The organism is Emcibacter nanhaiensis (assembly GCF_006385175.1).
Taxonomy (GTDB): Bacteria; Pseudomonadota; Alphaproteobacteria; order Sphingomonadales; family Emcibacteraceae; genus Emcibacter; species Emcibacter nanhaiensis.
Genome location: NZ_VFIY01000010.1, coordinates 135,404 through 156,410, shown reverse-complemented (window position 1 = coordinate 156,410; position 21,007 = coordinate 135,404). Strand labels below are relative to the sequence as shown.

Annotated in this window: 20 protein-coding genes; 13 read left to right on the top strand and 7 right to left on the bottom strand. The window is 58.3% G+C overall.

All coding sequences use genetic code 11. The features are described 5' to 3' along the window. Window positions 1–183: 183 nt before the first annotated feature. On the bottom strand, window positions 184–1,008 hold the full coding sequence (locus FIV46_RS10200) for a zf-HC2 domain-containing protein (RefSeq protein WP_139940819.1): 825 nt from the start codon (window positions 1,006–1,008) through the stop codon (window positions 184–186). Then, window positions 998–1,534: an RNA polymerase sigma factor gene (locus FIV46_RS10195; RefSeq protein WP_219846070.1), complete on the bottom strand. Its 537-nt coding sequence runs from the start codon at window positions 1,532–1,534 to the stop codon at window positions 998–1,000. Before FIV46_RS10195 ends, FIV46_RS10200 begins: the two co-directional genes overlap by 11 nt. Window positions 1,535–1,818: 284 nt before the next feature. Here FIV46_RS10195 and FIV46_RS10190 point away from each other — a divergent pair, with 284 nt between their 5' ends. Then, on the top strand, window positions 1,819–3,723 hold the full coding sequence (locus FIV46_RS10190) for a S8 family serine peptidase (RefSeq protein ID WP_139940818.1): 1,905 nt from the start codon (window positions 1,819–1,821) through the stop codon (window positions 3,721–3,723). Window positions 3,724–3,746: 23 nt separating this feature from the next. Here the strand turns inward: FIV46_RS10190 and FIV46_RS10185 are convergent, their stop codons facing one another. The 4 genes from FIV46_RS10185 to FIV46_RS10170 form a co-directional block, all read right to left on the bottom strand. Continuing rightward, a complete protein-coding gene (locus FIV46_RS10185) occupies window positions 3,747–4,244 on the bottom strand; it encodes a hypothetical protein (RefSeq protein WP_139940817.1) in 498 nt (165 codons plus the stop codon). Further along, the gene (locus FIV46_RS10180; protein ID WP_139940816.1) at window positions 4,241–6,697 is read right to left on the bottom strand and encodes a Lon protease family protein; all 2,457 of its coding nucleotides are present in this window, start codon (window positions 6,695–6,697) and stop codon (window positions 4,241–4,243) included. Before FIV46_RS10180 ends, FIV46_RS10185 begins: the two co-directional genes overlap by 4 nt. Before the next feature lie 109 nt (window positions 6,698–6,806). Next, complete coding sequence (locus FIV46_RS10175; RefSeq protein WP_139940815.1) at window positions 6,807–7,076, bottom strand: zinc ribbon domain-containing protein; 270 nt, start codon at window positions 7,074–7,076, stop codon at window positions 6,807–6,809. 93 nt (window positions 7,077–7,169) lie between these two features. Next, the gene (locus FIV46_RS10170) at window positions 7,170–7,859 is read right to left on the bottom strand and encodes an IclR family transcriptional regulator (RefSeq protein ID WP_139940814.1); all 690 of its coding nucleotides are present in this window, start codon (window positions 7,857–7,859) and stop codon (window positions 7,170–7,172) included. 137 nt (window positions 7,860–7,996) lie between these two features. Between FIV46_RS10170 and FIV46_RS10165 the strand changes: the two genes are divergently transcribed. From FIV46_RS10165 to FIV46_RS10110, 12 genes are all read left to right on the top strand, one after another. Then, window positions 7,997–10,300, top strand: a complete 2,304-nt coding sequence (locus tag FIV46_RS10165) for a cytochrome P450/oxidoreductase (RefSeq protein WP_139940813.1) — start codon at window positions 7,997–7,999, stop codon at window positions 10,298–10,300. A gap of 79 nt (window positions 10,301–10,379) precedes the next feature. Continuing rightward, window positions 10,380–11,795 (top strand): aldehyde dehydrogenase family protein, encoded by a 1,416-nt coding sequence (locus tag FIV46_RS10160; RefSeq protein WP_139940812.1) that lies wholly within the window; start codon window positions 10,380–10,382, stop codon window positions 11,793–11,795. Between the two features lie 133 nt (window positions 11,796–11,928). Next, window positions 11,929–13,362, top strand: coding sequence for a F0F1 ATP synthase subunit beta (gene atpD, locus FIV46_RS10155; RefSeq protein WP_139940811.1), 1,434 nt, complete (start codon window positions 11,929–11,931; stop codon window positions 13,360–13,362). Then, window positions 13,359–13,760 (top strand): F0F1 ATP synthase subunit delta/epsilon, encoded by a 402-nt coding sequence (locus FIV46_RS10150; protein WP_139940810.1) that lies wholly within the window; start codon window positions 13,359–13,361, stop codon window positions 13,758–13,760. The genes atpD and FIV46_RS10150 overlap by 4 nt, the downstream gene beginning before the upstream one ends. Window positions 13,761–13,763: 3 nt before the next feature. Further along, window positions 13,764–14,045 carry an AtpZ/AtpI family protein gene (locus FIV46_RS10145; protein WP_139940809.1) on the top strand — a complete coding sequence of 94 codons (282 nt, stop codon included), beginning with the start codon at window positions 13,764–13,766 and terminating at the stop codon, window positions 14,043–14,045. Further along, window positions 14,045–14,743: a F0F1 ATP synthase subunit A gene (locus FIV46_RS10140; protein ID WP_139940808.1), complete on the top strand. Its 699-nt coding sequence runs from the start codon at window positions 14,045–14,047 to the stop codon at window positions 14,741–14,743. The genes FIV46_RS10145 and FIV46_RS10140 overlap by 1 nt, the downstream gene beginning before the upstream one ends. Then, entirely contained in the window at window positions 14,740–15,009 is a 270-nt protein-coding gene (gene atpE / locus FIV46_RS10135) for an ATP synthase F0 subunit C (RefSeq protein WP_139940807.1), read from the top strand. The genes FIV46_RS10140 and atpE overlap by 4 nt, the downstream gene beginning before the upstream one ends. A 5-nt stretch (window positions 15,010–15,014) precedes the next feature. Then, complete coding sequence (locus tag FIV46_RS10130) at window positions 15,015–15,764, top strand: F0F1 ATP synthase subunit delta (protein WP_139940806.1); 750 nt, start codon at window positions 15,015–15,017, stop codon at window positions 15,762–15,764. Continuing rightward, window positions 15,754–17,211 (top strand): F0F1 ATP synthase subunit alpha, encoded by a 1,458-nt coding sequence (locus tag FIV46_RS10125; RefSeq protein WP_139940805.1) that lies wholly within the window; start codon window positions 15,754–15,756, stop codon window positions 17,209–17,211. The genes FIV46_RS10130 and FIV46_RS10125 overlap by 11 nt, the downstream gene beginning before the upstream one ends. Then, window positions 17,208–18,023 (top strand): F0F1 ATP synthase subunit gamma, encoded by an 816-nt coding sequence (locus FIV46_RS10120; RefSeq protein WP_139940804.1) that lies wholly within the window; start codon window positions 17,208–17,210, stop codon window positions 18,021–18,023. Before FIV46_RS10125 ends, FIV46_RS10120 begins: the two co-directional genes overlap by 4 nt. Window positions 18,024–18,222: 199 nt before the next feature. After that, window positions 18,223–18,903 (top strand): PEP-CTERM sorting domain-containing protein, encoded by a 681-nt coding sequence (locus FIV46_RS18205; protein WP_219846069.1) that lies wholly within the window; start codon window positions 18,223–18,225, stop codon window positions 18,901–18,903. Between the two features lie 171 nt (window positions 18,904–19,074). After that, a complete protein-coding gene (locus FIV46_RS10110) occupies window positions 19,075–19,353 on the top strand; it encodes a hypothetical protein (protein WP_139940803.1) in 279 nt (92 codons plus the stop codon). A 4-nt stretch (window positions 19,354–19,357) separates the two neighbouring features. On the opposite strand, the gene FIV46_RS10105 is transcribed toward FIV46_RS10110, so the two are convergent. Continuing rightward, entirely contained in the window at window positions 19,358–20,749 is a 1,392-nt protein-coding gene (locus tag FIV46_RS10105) for a methyl-accepting chemotaxis protein (RefSeq protein ID WP_139940802.1), read from the bottom strand. Window positions 20,750–21,007 lie beyond the last annotated feature (258 nt).

Genomic DNA, 21,007 nt, shown 5'->3' with positions numbered 1-21,007 from the left:
AACTATCTAATATTAGACAGGATTCCGTTTAAACCCATATTATTACAAGGAATTGTTGCTTTCTGACGGGGGCAAAAATCTCCGGTATCACCCGTTTGCAACGTGTCCTTCAAGTTGATAACGGCTGGGGGATGTGATTTATTCCCGGAAAATTCAAAAAAACATGAGAGAAAAAACCGGGACTTATTTGTCCCGGTTCCAATGTTCTTCAATGACCTGTGTTTCGCGCTCTGAGCCAAAGGCTTCACCCTTGATCATACTCTGGATGGCATTGTCGATGACAGGGGCTATGGCCTGACTGGCAGTCTGGTAGCTACCGGCGTCGACTGCAGGTTGTCCGACTGTGGCTACGGTAATTTCCACAACCCACTGATTATCCCCTTTGCAGGCGACCCCACGGGTGCCACCCGAAGTGGACGTAATGGAAAATTCGCGACAATATCTGTTGTCGATGCTTTCAAAACTCATGACCGGCGTGGCGACGGTTCCATCCTGTTCATCTATTGTAAGAGGAACGGCGCTCGGCTGGTTTTCCAGAACGGCGAACAGGGCGCTATCCGGCTCGACAGGTCCGGTGCCCGGCTTCGCCAGGATCAGGGTCTGCTCCGGTGCGGTTGATTCCGGCAGGAACAGACTCCGGCCAATACCCAGGCCGATGACAAGCGCTACACTTGCTGCAGCAGCAATTTGCCAGATAGGAGTATGGGATACGGATTTGGACTTACCCCGGAACGGGATGACATCGGCAGTATCGTTCCCGGTTTCTTCTGTTGCCGTTTGTTCCTGGCTGGCGGGAAAGCTTTCCAACATATTCAGTACGGCGTCCGGCAGGGGGCGTTCATCAATATCATGGTAGGCCTGCTTCAGGGCTGTATCCGTGGCGCGCAGCCTCTCAAGCTGCCGGGAAAGGTCCGGAGACTGTTCAAGCTGCCTTTCGACTTCCGACATTTTAACGGCATCAAGTTCACCGTCCAGGTATGCCGTCAGCAGTTCATCGTCAAGTTTCATTGTCGGCTCCTTTTGAGTGTCGGCTATCGGGATTCTGCAGGAGATCCTGCAAGGCGTTTCTGGCCCGGGCAAGGCGGCTCATCACTGTTCCTACGGGGATCTCCAGTATTTCTGAGGCTTCCTTGTAAGTGTGTCCTTCTATGGCAACAAGAGCGATCAGCACTTTCTGGTCTTCCTGTAATTTGTTCAGGGCCGTGTTGAGCTCTGACAAGCTCAATCGGTCGACAAGTTCCTGTTCTCCATCCACCAGGAGTTCGGACCTAAAATCCATCGGATCGACACTTGGTCCCCTGACCTGACGCGAACGCCATTCATCAATCCAGGTGTTTTTGCACATACGGAACAGCCACTTGTCGAGGTCGGTACCTGCCTGGAACTGACTGTATTTCGACAGGGCTTTTTCAATGGTTGCCTGTAGCAGGTCATCGGCATCAGCCGCCGAAGATGTCAGGGCGAACGAAAACCGCCGCAGCCGAGGCAGCAGGGCTACTATTTCATCCCGCCATTTTTCCGGTGTCATGTCCATTCGATATCCATAACGTTTCGGGATTGGATTTTATTCCAGAAATTTTGAAAATAATTGACGCATGACAATTTGGTTCGATCGATCTTGGAGCTTCTTTTCTTATTAGTGCCTTTTTTAGGGAATAAAACTATACTCTAAGGCGTTATTAATTCGGATGAAAGTAAAGAGGAGCGGCTCCGAGCGTATGTTTTCGGGGCAAGTTAGTGCCGATGAAAAGGTTTAGAAATTTTTCCTGCGTCAAAATTCTGGCGATCATGATTTGTGTACTACTGGGTTTTGTTTCTATGGGAGGCAGGCCTGTGGTCGCCGCCGACAGCATTGGTGCCTCCGCTGTTCAGGCTCCTCAGTATGCCGGTATCTCCGGATTTTCACCCGAAGTAATGTTGCTTTCCATATTTGATGTGATGTGGTTGTCCAGCGATGACCCATCTGAAGATGCTGCTGATGAGGCCGAAGAGGAAGCGGAAAAGGCTGCAGAGGAAGCCGCGGAGCAGGCCGCTCAGGAAGCAGAAGAAGCCGCCGAACAGGCGGCGGAAGAAGCAGCGGAACAGGCAGCGGAAGAAGCAGAGAAAGCAGCAGAAAAGGCTGCAGAAGAGGCGGCGGAACAGGCAGAGCAAGCTGCAGAGCAAGCCGCGGAAGAGGCTGCTGAGCAAGCTGAAAAAGCCGCAGAAGAAGCTGCTGAAAAGGCCGCCAGGGAGGCCGAGCGGGCCGCAGAGGAAGCTGCCGAAGACGCTGCAGAGGAAGCCGAGGAGGTTGCGGAAGAGGCCGCCAAACAGGTGGAGGAAGCTGCTGAGGAAGCGGCAAAACAGGCAGAGGAAACAGCAGAAGAATCTGCCAAGCAGGCCGAAGAGGCTGCTGAAGAGGCGGCAAAAGAAGCGGAGGAGGCGGCTAAACAGGCAGAGGCAGAAGCTGAAGAAGCGCAAGAGCTGGCCCGGGAAGGCGAAGTGCAGGCAGAAAAAGAAGCTGAAGAGCAGGCAGAGCGGGAAGCAGAAGAGGCCGGTGAAGATCATTCAGGTCATGATGACGACCATGACGAGGATCGAGATAACGATGAAAGCCATCGGTTGTCTGAAACCCGCGAACATATGGTGGAGCGGCTTCGGGAATTCAACGAATTCACCGATGACGAAGGTTTTGAGGCGGTTGCAGACGAGCTCCTGGTTCTGGCAGACAGAGGGAGCGATCTGAAGCTTGATAAGTCACAGATTGACCAGATCGAACAGTTGGACGGACTGGGCATGGTTCTGGTTCGGGTGCGGGCATCCGGCGAAAAGAAAGTGCAGGACCTTGCTGGCGAAATGTCCGGGACGATCGAAAATGCGGATGTGGATCTTAATCATTTGTTCCGGCCGGACGCGCAACAGGACGGACAGGCCGTGACCTCTGTTGACCCGGCAAATTATTCCAGAGACTTTAATCTGCGTGAATCGGGACGTGGCGATTTATCGGTGGGACTGATCGACAGTAAAGTGGACCGTAGTCATCCTGCGTTGCAAAATGGCAATATTACGGATAAAGACCTCGTGCCTTTTAACTATATCCGCCCTTCATCACATGGTACCGCGGTTGCTTCCCTTCTAGTTGGCGACGACGAAACCTTTCATGGTCTGTTGCCGGGTGGTAAACTTTACGCCGCCAGCGTTTTCTTCCAGACTCCTGACGGGGCCACAGTGGCGACAACAGAAAGCCTGATCCTGGCCCTGGACTGGCTGGTGCGCCAGAAAGTCAGGGTTATCAATATGAGTCTGAGCGGTCCTCCCAACAAGTTGCTTGAGCTGGCACTCCGGCGGGTTTCTGAAAAAGGCAGTGTTGTTGTGGCTGCCGTGGGGAACGGCGGTCCGGCCTCGGGTCCGCTGTTTCCGGCTGCTTATGATGGTGTGATTGCTGTTACGGCAGTTGACAATCATCGAAAAGTTTACCTGCGGGCCAGTCGCGGCCCTCATGTTGCCTTTTCAGCCCCTGGCGTCGATATCAGAGTTGCCCGCGCGGATGGTGGATATGATATCCAGACAGGTACTTCCATTGCAGCACCTTTCGTCAGTGCCATTCTGGCAGATATGATCAGCCGCAAAGGCACAGAATGGAAAAAGGAAGATCTTGATATCCTGCGAAAAACAGCCATAGATCTGGGAGCCCCGGGATTTGATGAAATCTATGGTCACGGCCTGATCCGGGCCGTGGAAGAATAGTCTACTCCTTTCCAGGTGTGCTTCTATTCTTTTGGATTTGTTGCCGGTTTCAGCACCACGCGATAGCCTGCCCGTTCCAGCTTCATGATGTAGTGTGACAAGGCGCGGGTGGTGGGTTCCTCTTCCGGCGAGGTCTCATCCCCGTCGGGGATACTGCGCGGCAGCAGCAGCAGGTCCGTTTCTCCCCACTCTTCTTTCATGTGTTCCGGACTGACAGTGCGGAACGACCAGCGGACATTGCGGGCCTTGGCGCCGCTGGCGATCAGGGCTTCCAGGCGACCGGCCTCGGCCGCGAAGGCCCGTTTCATGACCCGTTCATCGATTTTCTCCCAGCGCGAATAGGTGCGGCTGCGGACAGAGACCGCGGGGATGTCGGAGGCCGCGGCCAGCGCCTCGTCCCGGGCCAGCAGGCCGACCAGTTCTGCTTCCATCTCCCGGGCCATGCCGAGCGCCGTATCGAGCGCCAGGCGGCATTCCTCGCCGCTGGCAAAACCGAGAAGAATGCGGCGGGTCGTCGTCATGACCTGTCCTCCTCATCAGTTTCTTTTTCACCATCTTTGTCGGCGGACTCCGGATGGGCAAACTTGCGCAGACGAATGGAAAAGTCCCTCAGCCGGTCCTGAATCTTGCGGTTGACGGTGCCATCGGGATATTGGCCCTTTTCATCCTTCTCCCCGGCCGCCGTGCCGGTCAGCAGGGTGAGGGCTTCGTTGACCGTCTCGACTGCATAAATGTTGAACTTGCCGGCCTCGATCGCCTCCAGGACCCGCTGGTCCAGCATCAGGTGGCGCACATTGGAGACGGGGATGATGACCCCCTGGCTGCCGTCCAAACCGCGCAGGGCACACAGATCGAAGAAGCCCTCAATCTTTTCGTTGACGCCGCCGATGGCCTGGGCCTGACCCTGCTGGTTGACGGAGCCGGTGATCGCCATGCCCTGCTTCAGCGGTATTTCGGCGATGGCTGACAACAGCGTGCAAAGCTCCGCCATCGAGGCGCTGTCGCCCTCAATCCCGCCGTAAGATTGTTCGAACACTAGGCTTGCAGACAGGGACAGGGGCAGGTCCGGCTGGTAATGGGCGCCGAGGAAACTGCTCAGGATCAGGACGCCTTTGGAGTGGATCGGGCCGCCGAGCTTGACTTCCCGCTCGATGTCCACCACTTCGCCCTTGCCGAGCCTGACCCGGGCGGTGATGCGGGTCGGGCGGCCGAAGGCATAGCTGCCCAGGTCCAGCACTGACAGGCCGTTGACCTGGCCGACCTGGCTGCCGCTGGTGTCAATCAGGATGGTGCCCTGACCGGTCTGTTCCAGCAGCCGCTCGCGCATGCGGCTCTGGCGGTATTCCCGCGCCTTGACGGCCTGGTCCACATGGTCGGCCGTGACTTGCGCCTTTTTGTCCTGTCCGGCATGATAGTCGGCTTCGCGCAACAGGTCGCCCACATATTTGAGGCGGGTGGACAGTTTCTCCGAATCCCCGCTGTAGCGCACCACCCGCTCCAGGATTCGGGCGATGGCGTCGCTGGTAAAGGGACGCAGCTCTTCTTCGCGAATGCGCGAGGCCAGCATCCGGGCATAAAGTGCGAGACTTTCCTCGGTGCGGTCCATCTGCTCGTCAAAATCGGCCGCCACTTTGAATAGATCGGTAAATTCCGGATCCAGGCTGTTGAGCAGGTAATAGAGGATCCTGGTGCCGAGCAGGACCACCTTGACCTCAAGCGGGATCGGTTCCGGTTCCAGGCTGACCGTATTGATAAAGCCCAGCACCTGGCCCAGGGATTCGATTTTGATCTCCCCGGATTTGAGAGTGCGTTTCAGGGCCTCATAGGCATAGGGATGCTGCAGCAACTTGAGGATGTCGACCACCAGATAGCCGCCGTTGACGGAGTGCAGCGCGCCGGCCCGGATCAGCCGGAAATCAGTCATCAGGGTGCCCATTTCCGAACGATATTCCACCCGGCCGAGCAGCCGGTCATAGGTGGGCTCGTCTTCATGGATCACCGGGGCGTGTTTGGCATCGCTGTTGTCGACAATCAGGTTGACCATATAGCGTCCGGGTTCCAGCGCGAAGCTGTGCGGTTGCGGACCCTCCGGGCCAGGGCCCCGCGCGGCCTCTTCTTCGGCCCCATGGACAATCTGGTGCACATTCTGGATGATGTCTTCCTGGGCGGCGGCGAGATATTCGATCACTTCCTCGAGGTCGGCATATTTCTTTTTAAGCTGTTCCACCAGGTGGCCAATCGCGTGGCCGGCGGTTTCTTCATTCAGCTTGCGCATTTTTTCCCGGCTTTCGGTTAGCAGGTCGGGCATGAATTCCAGGACTTCCTCCAGTTTCTCCCGCAGGTAATCCAGGTTTTCCTCGATATCTTCCCGCTCCTGTTCGGAAAGTTTGCGGAATTCATCGGGGCTGACGGTTTTGCCATCCCTGATGGGGACGAAGGTAAAGCCCAGCGGCGTCATTTTCAGGGCAGCCCCTCTCTGCCGGGCTTCCTGGTCGACCGCGGACAGGGCTTCGTCCTGGGCGTCCTTGATTTCCTGCTGGATCATGTTGGAGCGGGTCTGGTACTCCTCGCTCTCGAAGGCATTCTTGAGTACAAAGGGAATGTCCTCCGCCAGCCGGCTCATGTCCTGGGAGAATTGTACCCCCCGTCCCGGCGGCAGGGCCAGGGCGTTGGGGCGACGCGGGTCCTGGAAGTTGTAGACATAACACCAGTCGGAGGGGACGGTTTCTTCCCGGGCCCGATCCTTGAGGAAGGCCATGACCACTTCATGTTTGTCGAGGCCGTCCGGGCCCAGGGCGAAAATATTATAGCCCTTGTGCGACATGTTGGTGCCGAAGCGGATTGCTTCAATGGCCCGGTCCTGGCCCAGCACCTGGCCCAGGTCTTCCAACTGGTCAGTGGTGTTGAATTTCAGGCTCTCAGGGTTGCATTTCCAGCTCAGACGGTCCAGCGGAAGCGGGTTGATGTCTACCATACTCTAATCCCTCCAATTTTGCATATAGTAGCAGTATGGGAGGGAGAGGGCCAGTTGGTTTCGGTCCCCCCGGCGCTGGAAAAATAATCTGAAGACGATTCAGAATTTGTCAGGCCGTGGAGTGGCGCGGCTCAAGCATATGGCCGCAGTGCTGGCAGAGATGAGCGCCAACCCGAATGGGTTCCATACAGTGGGGACAATATGCCTTTCCCTGACTGGCCTGCGCGTCGTTGCGCAGAAACAGGGAGTGGGGGATTGCGGCGAAGGTGAACAGGGTGCCATAGGCCCACCAGAACAGGAAAGACCGGCCTTTGCTCCAGGCAACACAGGCTGGCAGGGCACCGAGAACCAAGGACGTCACGATCATTGCCAGAATCATTGTTCGACTCCTTTCGAATTTTCCTGGACCAGTATCTGCGTTTTTTGTGAAGGAGGCGTAAATATTCGATAGAAGTTGCAGGATTGCTGGCTATCAGCTGCGATCCTGCCGGCTAATCATAGTGGATATTTTTTCGGCATATCTGAGCACGGCTTTAGTGGACAGGTCAATGTCGAGGTCTTCCATGGCCACGACACCGATGGAAGCTTCGAAATGTATTTTGTCCCCGTTCCCGGAGAGGAGCGGGCTGGCGACACCGACGGCGCCTTTCTGGATCTGGCCCCGGGTCATAATGATGCCCTCCTTGCGGGCCTGTTTGACCAGATCGCTGTCATCGGCGGAGGCGGGGCGGCCGGACAGGATGGCGATCCCTGCCGCGCCGCAGGTGAGGGGATGGCGGCTGCCGATCCGATATCCCACACGCAGGACGGTGGTTTCCGGCTCCGCCACCATGATCACTACACAATCATTGCCTTCCGCGATGGTCAGGAAAGCGGTGGCGGAGGTTTCGTTGGCCAGGTCATCCAGAAAGGGAGCGGCGACGGCCCTGAGCTGGGGTTCAAAACGGGACGCCAGCCAGGCAAGCCCGGGGCCAAGCCGGATCTGGCCGTCAGGGGAGCGAGTGACGAGGGAGCGAGACTCCAGAGTGGCAACGATGCGATAGGCAATCGCCCGGTGCACGTCCAGGCTCTCCGCCAGTTCGCCGACGGTCAGGCCGCTGGTTTTTCTGGCGATGGCCTCCAGCGCCAGCAGTCCCCGGTCCAGTGTTTGCAGGATATTCAATACAGGTCCCCCTTGGTCTTTCGTTTGGCCTGCTCCTTTTCGGCTTGCTCAAGAATCCGGTTGACTGATTTGGGCAGGCAGGATTATTTTACATATATAGCACAAAATGTTCAATAAAAGTAATTATAGGGATTCTGATGTCTGGATCATCCAAAGATTTTGGCCTGTCCCCCACCGGCTGTCCCCTGTCGCGGGAGGCCACGGAATTCGACATCTTCGAAGGCCCTTATCAGGTCGACCCGGCTGAGGCCCTGCGCTGGTCGCGGGACCGGGAACCGGTGTTTTATAACCCCAGGCTCGGCTACTGGATTGTCACCCGTTACGATGATGTGAAGGCGGTGTTCCGCGACAATATTCTGTTTTCCCCGTCCATTGCGCTGGAAAAAATCACCCCGGCGCCGCCGGAGGCCATGGAGGTGCTGAAAAGCTATGGCTATGCCATGGACCGGACCATGGTCAATGAGGACGAGCCGGCCCATATGGAACGCCGACGGGTGCTGATGGACTCTTTCCTGCCCGAAGCGCTGGAGCGGCATCAGGAGGACGTACGCCGACTGACCAGGGAGTATATGGACCGCTTTATCGATCGCGGCGAAGTGGATCTGGTCAATGAAATGTTCTGGGACATCCCGCTGATCGTGGCGCTACATTTCCTCGGCGTTAGTGGCGAGGACCGGGAAAAGCTCCGGGCCTTTTCCGTGGCGCATACGGTCAACACCTGGGGACGTCCGAGCCCTGAAGAACAGGTTAAAGTGGCGGTATCCGTCGGTAAATTCTGGCAGACCGCCATGGGGATACTCGAGCGCATGCGTCAGGACCCGTCCGGAGACGGCTGGATGCATTATACCATCCGCCAGCATCTCAAATATCCGGATGTGGTGCCGGAATCCTATCTCAAATCCATGATGATGGCGATCCTGTCGGCGGCGCACGAGACCACCTCCAACGCCACGGCCAACATGTTCAAGCTCCTTTTGTCCGATCGGGAGGTCTGGCAGGATCTTTGCGAAAACCCGGACCTGATTCCCAATGCGGTGGAGGAATGCCTGCGCTTGTCCGGCTCTATCATCGCCTGGCGCAGGCTGGCGACAGACGACACCCGGGTCGGTGATGTGGATATCCCAAAGGGCTCCAAGCTGCTGATCGTCATGACATCGGCCAATCATGACGAACGGCATTTTGAGAATCCGGACGAGATCGACCTCTACCGCGACAATACCTCCGAGCATCTGTCCTTTGGCTACGGCAGTCACCAGTGCATGGGTAAAAATATCGCCCGCATGGAAATGCGAATTTTTCTCGAGGAATTCGTCAAACGGTTGCCGCATCTGGAACTGGTGCCGGACCAGAGCTTCAGCTATCTGCCCAATACTTCCTTCCGCGGCCCCAAATCGCTGTGGGCGCGCTGGGATCCGGCGCAAAATCCCGAAAAGCAGGACCCGGCCATCCTGGACCAGCACCGCCATTTCAAGATCGGCGCCCCGGCCAAAAACGAAGTGGTGCGCCAGGTCCGGGTAGGGGAAGCCCATGAAGAATCCGAAGGCGTCAAACGGTTTGTGCTGGAACATCTGCATGGTCGCGACCTGCCGGGCTGGACCCCGGGCGCCCATATCGACCTGATTGCCGGCGGTTTCGACCGCAAATATTCCCTGTGTGGCGACCCATCCGATCACAAGCATTATGAGGTGGCGATCCTGAGGGAGGACGAAGGGCGCGGCGGCTCGATCTATTTCCACGACCATATTGCGCCCGGCGATACGGTCAGCATCATCGGGCCGAAAAACCATTTCCGCCTCGATGAAAAAGCGAGCAGTTACCTGCTGATTGCCGGCGGCATCGGCATTACCCCGATCATGGCCATGGCTGACCGGCTCAAGGCATTGGGCAAGGACTATCAGTTGCATTATGCCGGGCGGGCGCTGGATCATATGTCCTTTATCGACCGGCTGAAGCAGACCCACGGCGCCCGGCTGCATCTTTATGCCAGGGACCTGGGGCGGCGGCTGGACCTCGCCAACCTGACCGCCGACCTGCCGGCAGGGCAGAAAATATATGCCTGCGGTCCCGGCCGCATGCTGGAGGCGCTGGAGGAAATGTCTGCGGCCTGGCCCGACCACACCCTGAATTACGAGCATTTTTCCTCGGTCGAAACCACACTTGATCCCTCCAAAGAGCATGACTTTGACGTCACGCTGGCGGATTCCGGTGTCGATGTGCACGTCCGGTCCGACCAGACCTTGCTGCAGGCGCTGCGCGAGGCCGGGGTTGATGTTTCCTCCGACTGTGAGGAAGGGCTGTGCGGCGCCTGCGAGGTGCAGGTGCTGGACGGCGACATCGATCATCGCGACAAGGTGCTGTCCAAATCGGAACGGATGCGCGGCGACCGCATCATTTCCTGCTGTTCCCGGGCCCGGGGCGGAAAACTGGTGCTGAGGTTGTAAAGCCGATACGAAGGTATGATTGTGACGGTCTGTTGCCCGCGCTACCCTGAAAATTCACTACAGGAATAAAGGAAGGCCGATGACAAGCTATTCTCTGATCATTGACGGTCAAAAGGTAGAGACCGCAGACACATTCGATATTCTGAATCCCGCGACCCGGGAACTGGTTGGTAAGGCGCCGATCGCGACCAAGGCCGATCTTGATGCCGCCGTGGCGGCCGCCGACAAGGCGTTCCAAAGCTGGAGCCGGGAGAGCAACGAGACGCGCAAGCAGGCCTGCCTCGACATGGCCAAGGTGCTGGAAGACAATATGGGTGAGCTCAGCCGCCTGCTGACCATGGAGCAGGGCAAGCCGCTTGGCGGTATGGGCTCCGAATTCGAGATGGGCGCGTGTATGGCCTGGGCCGGGGCGCAGGCCAATTTCGAGCTTCCGGTCAAGGTGATCGAGGACAGCGACGCCCAGCGCATCGAACTGCATCGTCAGCCGCTCGGCGTGGTGGCGTCCATCACCCCCTGGAACTGGCCGCTGATGATTGCCATCTGGCATATCGTGCCCGCAATCCGCACCGGCAACACGGTGGTGCTCAAGCCGTCGCCCTTCACTCCGCTCAGCACCATCCGCATGGTGGAGCTGCTCAATACGGTGCTGCCGGCCGGCGTCCTCAATGTGGTGACCGGTACCGATGAACTGGGCCAGTGGATGACCGACCATGACAATATCAAGAAGGTGGTCTTCACCGGCTCCTGCGCGACCGGCAAAAAAGTGATGCAGAGTGCCGCCGGGACCATGAAACGCCTGACCCTGGAGCTGGGCGGCAACGACGCAGCGATCGTGCTGCCCGACACCGATGTGAGTAAAATGGCCGAGAAAATCTTCGGCGGCGCCTTCATCAACAGCGGCCAGACCTGCGCCGCCATCAAGCGGCTCTATGTCCATGACGATATCTATGATGAAGTCTGTGAAACCCTGACCAAAATCGCCGAGGCGACACCGGTCGGCAACGGCCTGGAGCAGGGCGTGCTGATGGGGCCGATCCAGAATAAGATGCAGTATGACAAGGTGGTCGGTCTGGTCGAAGACGCCAAGACCCGGGGGGCGCGGATCCTGTGTGGCGGCGAGCCGATGGACGGCCCCGGCTATTTCTACCCCCTGACCCTGGTCGCCGATATTTCCGACGGCACCCGCTTGGTCGACGAGGAACAGTTCGGGCCGGTGCTGCCGATCATCCGCTACAGCGATCTGGACGAGGTCATCGGGCGGGCCAACAACAGCGAGTTCGGGCTCAGCGGCTCGGTCTGGTCTTCCGACCTCGCCAAGGCCACCGAAGTGGCCAAGAAACTGGAATGCGGCACTTCCTGGGTCAATGCCCACGCCCTGATCGCGCCCCATGTGCCCATGGGCGGCGTCAAATCCTCCGGCATGGGGGTTGAATTCGGCGAGGAAGGCCTGGCTGAATATACCGATATCCATGTCATCAGCATCGACAAGAGCTGATCAAGGGTAAAAGTTTCAGGTTGTTTCGGATCCCCCGGCGTGTTTTCGTCGGGGGATTTTTCGTTTTTCCGCAATCCCTTTTTGACAAAAAATCTCAGCTGGTTCATGGTATTAGGGAGGGGTGGAGTATGCGATGACCGGGGAAACGACATCTTTATCACCTGAGGCAACTCAAAAAGCTGAAACGCTGGGCACCATCGTCGGCGTTTCCGGCCCGGTCGTCGAGATTGCCTGTTCCGGCCCCCATCTTCCCGCCCTGCACGAGGCCCTGACCGTTTCCCTGGATGGCGGCCAGTGCCTGCTGGAAGTCTATCACCATATCGACGAGAAGCACGTTCGCGCGGTGGCGCTGCATGCCACGGCCGGCCTGAAGCGCGGCATGGCTGTGCACAGCACCGGCGGGCCGTTGCAGGTGCCGGTGGGACCGGATTGCCTGGGCCGGGTGCTGGACGTATTCGGTCAGCCGCTGGACGGCGGCGCGCCGTTCACGGCCGAGGAAACCCGACCGGTGGTGGCCCGTCCGGCGCCGCTGGCGGATGTCAAGGGGCCGGACTCGATCCTGCGCACCGGCATTAAGGTGATCGACCTGCTCTGTCCCTTTGCCCGCGGCGGCAAGACCGGCCTGTTCGGCGGCGCCGGGGTCGGCAAGACCGTACTGATCATGGAATTCATGAATGCGGTGGCCGCCCTGCACAAGGGGGTGTCCGTGTTCGCCGGGGTCGGCGAACGCATCCGCGAAGCCCATGAGCTGTGGCGGGAAATGGAAGGCAGCGGGGTGCTGAAAAATGCCACGCTGCTCTATGGCCAGATGGATGAATCGCCCGGGGTGCGGTTCCGGGCCGGGCCGGCGGCGCTGGCCTATGCGGAATACCTGCGCGACACCCTGAACAAGGAAGTGCTGGTGCTGATGGACAATGTGTTCCGCTATGTCCAGGCCGGCAGCGAGATTTCCGGCCTGCTGGGCCGTATGCCGGCGACGGTCGGCTACCAGCCGACGCTGCTGTCTGAGGTGGCGGAGCTTGAAGAACGCATCGCTTCCACCGAGACCGGGACCATTACCTCGGTACAGGCCATTTACGTGCCGGCCGATGACATGACCGATCCGGCAGTGAGCGCCATCCTGTCCCATCTCGATGCGCTGGTGATCCTGTCCCGCGACCAGGCCGGGCGCGGCATCTATCCGGCGGTGGATCCGCTGTTGTCCCAGAGCACCATGCTGGAAAAACACATCGTCGGCGAGCGCCATTATGATATCGCCCGCAAGGTGCGCGAGCATCTGGCCCGTTATGACGAGCTTGAGGACATTATCGCCATGCTGGGCATGGAGGCCCTGTCCCCCGAAGACCGCAAGATTGTCGAGCGCGCCCGGCGGTTGCAGCGTTACCTGAGCCAGCCGTTCTTTTCCGTTGCCGGCCATTCCGGAATCGATGGCGTGTCGGTGGACCTGGAGGATACCCTGGATGACTGTGAAGCCTTCCTGGGCGGGGAGCTGGATCATTTGGCCGAGGAAGACTGCTATATGAAAGGCAGTCTCAAGCAGGAGCGTGAGGGAGGGCAGCAGGCATGAGCGGCTTCACCCTGCATCTCCAGTCCGGCGGCCAGGTCGAAAACCTGGAAAATGTGACCAGTTTTTCCGCCGCCGACGCCTCCGGCTCATTCGGTCTGAAGGCAGGCCATGAACGCTTCATGACGGTGCTGGAAAGCGGGCTGGCCCGCTATCGGCAGTCAGCGGGACGATGGCGGTATCTCGCCCTGTCAGGCGGCATTCTCTATTTCATCGACAATGAACTGTTTCTGTGCACCCACAGATATGTGCGCAGCGAGAATTATCAGGAAGTGACGGCGGCCATCAGCGAGATCCTGGCGGAGGAGGAGGAAACCCGCAAGGACCTGAAAACATCCATCAGCCGGATGGAACAGGAAATGGCCCGCCGGCTCTGGGACCTGCAGCGGGAGCGGGTATGAGCTATGGACGAAGATGGCAGCAACGATATGAAGCGAGCGGCAGAACGGGATGCGGACCGGTTGCGGGAAGCGGAACGCCAGCGCCATACCTTGCTGGCGCAAACAGTGTTTCTCGGCAGCCTGGCGCTGATGTTCGTCCTGCCCATTGTCGGTGGTGCCTATCTGGGACGCTGGATTGATGCTATGTTTGAGGAATATTCCGTGCGCTGGACCGTCAGCCTGATCGTGCTGGGAGTGGTTGTCGGCACCGTGAATGTGTTTCTCTTTATCCGGGAGCGGCCGTAATGGAGGAAATCGCTGTCCTGTTTCATATCGGACCCCTGGGCATTACCACTACCGTGGTGATGACCTGGGCGATCATGTTGCTGCTGCTGCTGGTCAGTGTCATTGCCACCTTGAATCTCAGGGAAGATGAACCAGGTATGGTCCAGACAATGCTGGAATCCGTCGTCGGAGCGATTGAAACATCTGTTGCCGACATGATGCCGCAGAGGCCGGATTTGCTGGTCCCCTTTGTCGGTACTTTGTGGATCTTTCTGGTGGTGGCCAACCTGGTCGGGATCATCCCGGAACTGCATTCGCCGACCGGCGACCTGTCGCTCACCTCAGCACTGGCGATTCTGGTGTTCCTGTCCGTGCACTGGTACGGCATGCGTTCGGACGGGGTGCGCCAGTATCTCAAACATTATCTGTCGCCCAGCCCGGTGATGCTGCCGTTCCACCTGATCAGCGAATTTTCCCGCACCCTGGCCTTGGCGGTGCGCCTGTTCGGCAATATCGCCAGCCTGGAAATGGCCGTGTTGCTGGTGCTGATCGTGGCCGGCTTTCTGGTGCCGGTGCCGCTGCTGGCCCTGCATGTGATCGAGGCACTGGTGCAGGCCTATATTTTCGGGACCCTGGCCCTGGTCTATATCGCCGGCGGCATCCAGTCCCAGCAGATAACCAAAGAAAAAGACGAACAGAGGAGTGAAAAGAACCAATGAGCTCTATGGACCTGCTTGTTATTGTTTCCACCGCGGTGGCGTTGCTTGCCATTGCAATTGGGGTGATCGGTCCCGCCATTGCCATGGGACGATCGATCACCCAGGCGCTGGACGCGCTGGCGCGCCAGCCCGAGGCGGAAAAATCCATCATGCGGACCCTGTTTATCGGCCTGGCCATGATCGAATCCCTGGCCATTTATGTGCTGGTGGTGGTGCTGATCGTGCTGTTCCGCAACCCGCTGATTGAATATCTGCTGCCGGGTTAACGCCGATGCAGATCGACCTCACCACCTTCATTCTGGAGCTGATCAACTTTGTTGTTCTGGTCTGGCTGTTGCACCGCTTTCTGTACCGGCCGATTCAGGCTGTCATGGCGCGGCGCCGGCAGGCCATTGAGGACAGCGTCCAGGAAGCGGCCGACCAGAAACAGCAGGCCGACGACCTGCGCACCACTTACGAGAAACGCCTTGCCGACTGGCAGCGGGAACAGGACCGCGAGCGGGCCGAACTGGACAAGGAACTGGCCGACGAGCGCGAGCGGAAACTGGAAGAGGTCCGCCAGGCGGTGGAGGAGGAAAAACAGCGTCTGGCGGCAACGACGGCGAAAAAGGAGGCTGATGCCCGGCGCAGGATGGAGAAACAGGCGCGGGCCAAGGGTATGGACTTTGCAGCAAAATTCCTGGAACGCCTGTCAGGCGCAGAACTTGACCGCAGGCTGGCAGAGGTGCTGGTTGAGGATATCAAGGCCTGGCCGGACGAAAAGCTGGAGAGCCTGAAGACTGCCCTGGCAGAGACGGAGGGGCAGATGACCATCGCCAGTCCGCGGGATCTGCCGCTGGAAGTCAAACAGCAACTGGAAAAGACCTTTTCGGAGGCCACTGGTGTGGCCTGCAAGCTTTCCTACCTGCAGGATGAGAGCCTGATTGCCGGCCTGTCGGTGACGATCGGCCCCTGGGTGCTGCAGGCCAATGTCCGGGATGAACTCGCTTGGTTTACGGAGGGACTGGTGCATGCGCAGTGACGACCGGTTGCCAGAAGCCGGGGGTCAGCTGCTCCGGGACTATCAGTTTTCGCCCCGGCTGGCCGAGCGGGGGATCGTGACGGCGGTCGGTGACGGCGTCATGTGGATCGAGGGGTTGCCGTCGGTCGCCATTGAGGACCTGGTGCGCACCGAAGACGGCTCCCTCGCACTGGTCTATCTGCTGTCTGCCCAGCGGGTCGGGGCCATGATCCTGGAGGAAACGCCGGACCTGAGCGCCGGGATGGCGGTCAGCCTGACGGGGCGGAGGCTGACTTTGCAGACCGGCGACGGTTTTCTCGGCCGGGTGATCGATCCGCTTGGTTTTCCGCTGGATGACGGCGAAGCGGTGGAGGGACAGGACGAACGTTTCCTTGATCATCCGTCGCCGCAGATTACCGCGCGGGATTTTGTCCATGAGCCGCTCTATACCGGCAACCGGATTGTCGACACCATGATCCCGATCGGCCATGGCCAGCGCCAGTTGCTGATCGGCGACAACGGTACCGGCAAAAGCAGTCTGGCGCTCGATACGGTGTTGAACCAGAAGGACAGCGGCACCCTCTGTGTCTATGTCATGATCGGCCAGAAACGGGCAGCGGTGGCCTCGCTGGTTGAAACGCTGCGGGAGCAGGGCGCCCTGGCCTGGACCACGGTGGTGGTGGCGGAAGCGACGGCCCGGCCGGGCCTCAAATATCTGGCGCCCTATGCCGGCTGCACCTTGGCGGAACACTGGATGGAAAGCGGCCGCAAGGTGCTGGTGGTTTATGACGACCTGTCCACCCATGCCCGGGTCTACCGGGAACTGTCGCTGCTGCTGCGCCGCCCGCCGGGCCGCGAGGCCTATCCCGGCGACGTGTTTTACCTCCATTCGCGCCTGCTGGAACGATCCACCTGCCTGTCCGCGGAAAAGGGTGGTGGCAGCATGTCGGCGCTGGCCATTGTCGAGACCCAGCAGGACGAGATTTCAGCCTATATCCCGACCAATCTGATCTCCATCACCGACGGCCAGATTTACTTTGACCGCAAGCTGTTTGCCGCCGGGGTCTTGCCGGCCGTGGACGTGCGCCGGTCCGTATCCCGCATCGGCGGGGCGGCCCAGCATCCGGCGATCAAGAAGGAAGCCGCACGCATGAAGCTGGATTACCTGCAGTTTCTGGAGCTGGAGGTCTTTTCCCACTTCGGCGCCCGGCTCGAGGAAAATATCCAGAACCGGCTCAAGCGCGGCAGGCTGTTGCGTGAAATCCTGAAACAGGACCTGCAGAGCGCCTTTTCGCCGGAAATGCAGCTGGCCTGGATGGTGGCATTCAATGACGGGCTGTTTGCCGACAAGGAAGGAGAGGAGATTAAACGGCTGCTCAAGAGTATTGCCGAGGCGGTGGCCCGCGGCAGGCTGAGGCTTGATGACCCGCGGGACCAGTGGGCGGCGCTGGTGGGGAGGCTCACATGAGCAAGCGTCGCAACATCGCCCGCAAGCTGGAACGCTATGACGACGTACGATCCATGTTGTCGGCCATGAAGAACCTGGCCCTGATGGAAGTACACAAGCTGGGGCAGAGCCTGGACCGGCAGAAGCAGGTCCTCGGCACCGTCGAGCGGGTGGCGGCGGATTTTTCTTCCTTTTACGATCTGCCGCTGGAGCAGGCAGGCGGGATTACCATTGTGATCGGCGCCGAGCGCGGCTTTTGCGGGGAGTTTAATGCCGAACTGGTCGCACCCGCGCTTGAGGCGCAGGAAAGGGGCGAGAAGATCCTGGTGGTCGGCAACAGACTGGCGGATCGTCTGGAGGAGGAAGGGAGGGTGGAGAGCCTCGCCGGCGCGGTGGTGGCCGAGGAAATCCCCCAGGTTCTGGAACGGGTCGCTGGCTGGCTGGAGCATACCCAGCAGGCTTGTCCCGGCCTGTCCTCAACGGTAAAGGTATTGTACCAGGATGAGGCTGAGGGCGGGCCGCACCTGAAGACGGTGGCGCCGCTGCCGGTGCCTGACCGTCCGGCCACTGTTCCGTCTCACAAGCCACTATTGAACCTCACTGCACCGGACTTTACCGCTCTGTTGGGCGAACAAGCGCTGCTTCTGTCATTGGAAGGGACGTTCATGATGTCGCTGGCCACGGAAAACCGCCGCCGTCTCGAGCATATGGAAAAGGCGCTGCACCGGCTGGAGGAGACGACCAGGGATCTGACCCAGCGCATGAATATGGCCCGCCAGGGGGAAATCATCCAGGAAATCGAAACCATCATGCTGGGCGCCGAAGCCCTGTAACCTGGAGTGTACCTGGGGTGTTTCACCTCCGAAACTGTAAAAAATCCCGTAAATAGAGTCAGGATATTTTACAGTTTTTCAGGTTTTCCAATGAAATAAAATCTGAAAAATTGCAGTTTTCTCCAGTTTTTCTAATATGGCACGAATGTTGCTAGTCTTACCCCTAATTTAAATCAGAAAAAGTGGGAAGGGGTTTTCAATGTTTAAAAGTGTGGTAAAAAAATGTGCGTTGGCCGGGGCGTTTCTGGTCGCCGGCTTTGCGGGCCAGGCGCAGGCGACAGCCATCGCCAACGGCAGCTTCGAAACCGGTGATTTTACCGGCTGGGCGGTACAGGATCTTACCGATCCCTATTTTCCGGCATCTGTAATTGGATCAGGTGTCACCGACTGGGGCGGCTTTTTCTTGAGCTCTCCGACCGACGGTGTCTATACCGCAGCCAACGGCTTTGACGGGGATGGTCCCGGTACGATCCGTATCGGCCAGGACATCACCGTGGTAGGTGGCCTGTCCACCATTTCCTTCGACTATCGCGGGGCTTGGGACCTGGTAAACTATGGCGCACAGCAGAACCGGCTCTTTGATGTTAATATCGAAGTCGCCGGCGGCGGGGCCAATCTTGCCAGCTTTAACATCCTGACTGCGGTGGCCGGGACTTTGGTGAATGACACAGGCGCCCTGACGGGCCTTGTCGACCTGAGCGCCTTTGCCGGCCAGACCGTTCGCCTGTCCTTCGACTGGACCGTTCCCGAGAACTTTACCGGTCCGGCCTTCTTTACCCTGGACAATATCCATGCCGTAGGTGTTGCTGAGCCTGCTACTCTGGCGCTGCTGGGTCTTGGCCTCGTCGGGGTTGGTGTGGCGCGTCGTCGTCGCAGCTAATCACGCTCCAGAAGTGAAATGCACAAAGGCGGCCTCCGGGTCGCCTTTTTTATCGTGCCAGCTGCCTGCAGGATATGTGTGACGTTGGCAGGGAGTTTTGACGGATATCAATGGACAATCAAATTCCGGCTGATACAATTTGGGGAAACTCAAACATACAGGGGATAAAGAATGAGCACATTTTTACACAAGCTTGCCGAAGGGCTCCGGGCCCGGGAGAAATTCCTGGAAGACCATTCCGAGCATCCCGTCTTCGATACCGAAGAAGGCGGCAAGTTCAAGGCCGAATATGAAGACCTGATGGCCGAACTGAAAAAGTTTTCCGGCAAGGTCGAAAAGCTTGCCGGCGAAGGCAAGGATTATGACGAGCATTTTGAGCGCGAGATCGAGGACGAGCACAAGCATCTGTCAGTGAAGATTGACGCCTGGGCGGAAAGCCTGAAAAAATAAATGATCAGGCCTTATAGGCGATCCTGACCGCGCCCCAGTGTTTGCCGTTGGCATAGATCGGCGCCGAGGCATCCTTCAACATCACAATATTGCCGCCGCCCATATCCCGGCGGTACACCTGCAGCAGGAACGGGGCCGTGCTTTTGACCGCATTCATGGCGGTGCGGTCGTCGAAAATCAGCCGGTTGCGGCAATTGGCCTTGTTCCATTCAATATCGTTCGGTCTCTGCGGTTTGCTGAAAACCCGGTTGTGGGTTGGAAGATAGCCGTTCATATCGAAGGAGGCGCAGAAAATGGTCCTGTCGTCCTCGGCAAGCACCGGTTCCTGAATGTCCGGCAAGACCCGGTCTGTGAAGTCTGTAAATTTGGCCATCAGTTGCTGCGGATCGGTACCATCAATGGGCTGATAGGAAAAATCAAACAGGTCCTGCGCGCTGATTTGTCCCTCGGCAATGCCTTTCTCAAAGGCCGCTGAAATCTGCCCGGCAACTTCCCTGACCCTTTTGATCATTGGCGTGTCAACGGTTTCGATGCCTGCACCGGCGGTCAGCTGGACAAGTTTCTCGGCCGAAGAAATCAGTTGTACCGTCCGGTCCCGGGCGCTGGCCAGGCTCTTGTCGGCTGCGGCGACATCATTTGACAGATTTTCCAGGGTTTCCCCGAAATGAACGCAGCTTTCGTCACTTGACCTGGCCGCCCGGTCAATGGTCTGGGCTTCGTTGGCCATGTCGGTGAGGATCTCGTCCATATCTGTGACCATCTGGGAGAAGTTACTGGTGCTCTCATGGACGGTTTCGGCATTTCTGGTGCTCAGGTCCACCGAACTGATCAGGGCGTTGATTTTTTCCGCCAGCAGCGAGACCGTGGCACCGATTTTGGCGGTCGCTTCCGAGGTCTGGTTGGACAGGGCTTTCACTTCGTTGGCGACGACGGAAAAGCCGCGCCCGGCCTCGCCGGCCCGGGCCGCCTCGATGGTGGCGTTCAGCGCCAGCAGGTTGGTCTGGCTGGCGATGTCGTCAATGGTGGAGGCAACGGCACTGACTTCCCCCAATGCAGCCTGCAAATCATTAAGCTGGCTCGCGAAGTCGCCAACAGAAGAAATCAGGCTGTGGATATCGCCAAGGGTATGTTCCACAATTTCGCCGGAACGTGACATGCTTTGGCGGGTTTGTTCCACACGAGTTCTGGTCCTGGTCGAAATTTCACTGATGTTGTGATTGCTGTCGGAGATTTCCTGTGCCTTTTCCTTCAGGTTCCGGAAAGCCTTTGCCTGCTCACTGACCAGGGAACTGACTTCTTCGACAACTCCCGAGATGTCCGCTATTTCTATGCCAAGGCCACCGGCCTCGGCCGCTACTTCCTGAAAAGCATCATTGTTGCCCGATAAATTTGTCACTCCACTATTCTCCCTATATTTTGCTTCGGAGTATATGCTGTCTTGGCTACTCCACTGACCTCCCAATACTATTATTCATTAAGCCGGGAATTTGTTTTTTGGCCTGTAGTATAGCCCATATTTCCCGGATACTGGCTTCCACAAAAGTCTAACGACCACAGGTTTCAGAGTAATAAGCGGCACTTATATAAGGTTGAACCCTGTTGGCCGGTAAAAAAAACGGGCGGCAAGCCTGCCCCCCGTTCTTACAACTCCACA